This is a genomic window from Methylobacterium sp. B1 (assembly GCF_000333255.1).
GTDB lineage: Bacteria > Pseudomonadota > Alphaproteobacteria > Rhizobiales > Beijerinckiaceae > Methylobacterium > Methylobacterium fujisawaense.
This window is the reverse complement of record NZ_BACT01000191.1, coordinates 1-2408: the sequence shown is the minus strand read 5'-3', so window position 1 is coordinate 2408 and position 2408 is coordinate 1. Positions and strand designations below refer to the sequence as shown.

The 2408-nt window shown below is 69.3% G+C and carries 2 protein-coding genes; one reads left to right on the top strand and one right to left on the bottom strand.

What is annotated here, in order from left to right; genetic code table 11:
• Window positions 1-245 precede the first annotated feature (245 nt).
• Window positions 246-494, bottom strand: a complete 249-nt coding sequence (gene rpmE / locus I53_RS05060) for a 50S ribosomal protein L31 (RefSeq protein ID WP_012322259.1) — start codon at window positions 492-494, stop codon at window positions 246-248.
• Between the two features lie 240 nt (window positions 495-734).
• Here rpmE and I53_RS05055 point away from each other — a divergent pair.
• Window positions 735-2408, top strand: a 1674-nt coding sequence (locus I53_RS05055) for an ABC transporter transmembrane domain-containing protein (RefSeq protein WP_251982226.1), incomplete at its 3' end; no start/stop codon positions are given.

The following is a 2408-nucleotide window of genomic DNA, read 5'->3' as shown; positions in this document are numbered from 1 at the left end:
CCTCTGGTCAGATCGCGCTCGATCTCCCTATGTTTTTCTCCGCAAAAAATCAATAATTCTTAAGTCTAAGTCCAAAAACAACTTGCGCGAGAAGTCTCCACTCCGAACTGAAGACCATCCGCCGGACAGGACCATGCGCCCCGCTGTGCGAGGACGTGCGCTGGGCAGCGCGCACGAAAACGGGCGGCCCCGAAACGAGACCGCCCGCCTGATTGCGCGATTCGCGTGAGCGAGGTGTTCGGGACTCAGCGCTTGCCGAGATTGCCGAAGCGCGAGTTGAAGCGCGACACCCGGCCGCCGCGATCGAGCATCTTCTGCTCACCGCCGGTCCAGGCCGGATGGGTCAGCGGATCGATGTCGAGATTGAGGGTGTCGCCCTCCTTCCCGTAGGTCGAACGGGTCTGGTACTCGGTACCGTCCGTCATCACGACCTTGATGAAGTGGTAATCGGGGTGCTCGGTCCCCTTGGCCTTTGCGGCCGCGTCCTTCGCCATGACCTTGGTCCCTGTCTGGCACGCCGGCGGGAAGCGCAGGAGGCGCCGCCCGGCCCGGAATGCGGAAGATATCACCGGTTGCACCGAACCATGGGTTCGTGGCAACGGCACGTCCAAGCCGACCGTGGTGGCGGCCCGCGGCCATTGAACACACGCAATCGGATGAGCGGCGGCCTATACCGCAGCCGCTCCCCGGTCACAAGCGCCGCGGACCGGGACAAAGAAAACACGTGAGGCGTGATGGCCCGTAAGACCAAGGCGGCCGCGGATGGCCGACCCAAAGCCCCGCTGAGCGCCCTCCGGCCGCTCCTCCCCTTCGCCCTGCGCTACCGCGTGCGGATCGCCGCGGGCCTGATCGCCCTCGTCTGCGCCTCCGCCTCGACGCTGGTCGTGCCGATCGCCATGCGTCGGGTCATCGACCACGGGTTCACCGCCGACGGTTCGGGGGTGATCGACGCCTATTTCCTGGCTCTGCTCGGCGTCGTCGCGGCCTTCGCGCTGTCGAGCGCGGCCCGCGTCTACACGGTGGTGTCCCTGGGCGAGCGGGTGGTCGCGGATCTCCGCAGCGCGGTCTTCGCCCGGCTGACCCTGCTCGACCCCGCCTTCTTCGACCGGTCGCAATCCGGCGAGATCGTCTCCCGGCTCACCGCGGACGCGACGCAGATCAAGTCGGCCTTCGGGGTCTCGGTCTCGATCCTGCTGCGCAACCTGTTCCTGTTCGTGGGCGCCACGGCCATGATGGTCGTGACGAGCCCGCGCCTGTCCGTGATGGTGCTGGCCGCAATCCCCATCATCGTCTTCCCGCTGATCGTCTCGGGCCGCGGCGTGCGGCGGCGATCCCGTGCGGCCCAGGACCGCCTCGCCGATGCCTCCGCGTACCCGGCCGAAGCCGTCGGGGCGGTGCGCACCAAGGAGGCCTTCGGCCGCTCGGCCGCGACGGCTCGCCGTGTCGCGGCAGCTTCCGAAGAGGGCTACCTGGCCGCCCGGGGCCTCGATCCGGGCCCGGGCCCTGCTCACGGGGGTCGCGATCTTCCTGATCCGGCCTCGGTGGTCGGAGTGATGTGGTACGGCGCCCAGGGCGTCCTCAATCACCCGATGACGGGCGGCGAACTCTCGCAATTCGTGCTCTACGCCGTGTTCGGCGCGGGCGCCCTCGGCCAGCTCTCCGAGGTCTACGGCGACCTCGCCATGTCGGCCGGGGCGGCCGAGCGGCTCACCGAGATCCTCGCAGCCGAACCCGCAATTCGCGCGCCGTCGCCCGTCATGGCGCTTCCCGAGCCTGCGCGGGGTGCGGTGTCGTTCGAGGAAGTGCGCTTCGCCTATCCGACCCGACCGGAACATGCCGCCCTGGGCGGGTTGAGCTTCACGGCCGCACCCGGCGAGCGCATCGCCATCGTGGGCCCGTCCGGCGCCGGCAAATCGACGGTGTTCCAGCTGCTGCTGCGCTTCTACGATCCGCAGAGCGGCCGGATCCTGGTGGATGGCACGGACATCGCCCGGGTCGACCCCGAGCACCTGCGTTCCCGCATCGCCCTGGTCCCGCAGGACCCGGTGGTGTTCTCCGGGACCGTCACCGAGAATATCCGTTACGGCCGACCGGAGGCCGGCGAGGCAGAGGTCCGGCGCGCGGCCGAACTCGCCAACGCGCACGGTTTCGTCACGGCGCTGCCGCAGGGCTACGCCACCCAGGTCGGCGAGCGCGGCGTGACCCTCTCCGGCGGTCAGAGGCAGCGCATCGCCATCGCGCGGGCAATCCTCAAGGACGCGCCGATCCTCCTCCTCGACGAGGCGACATCGGCGCTGGATGCCGAGTCCGAACGCGCGGTCCAGGCCGCCCTCGCGACGCTGATGCAGGGCCGCACCACGCTGGTGATCGCCCACCGTCTCGCGACGATCCGCGCCGCGGACCGCATC

Coding starts and splice junctions, on each gene's coding strand:
- rpmE (WP_012322259.1), bottom strand. CDS start 494: ATGGCGAAGGACGCGGCCGCAAAGGCCAAGGGGACCGAGCACCCCGAT.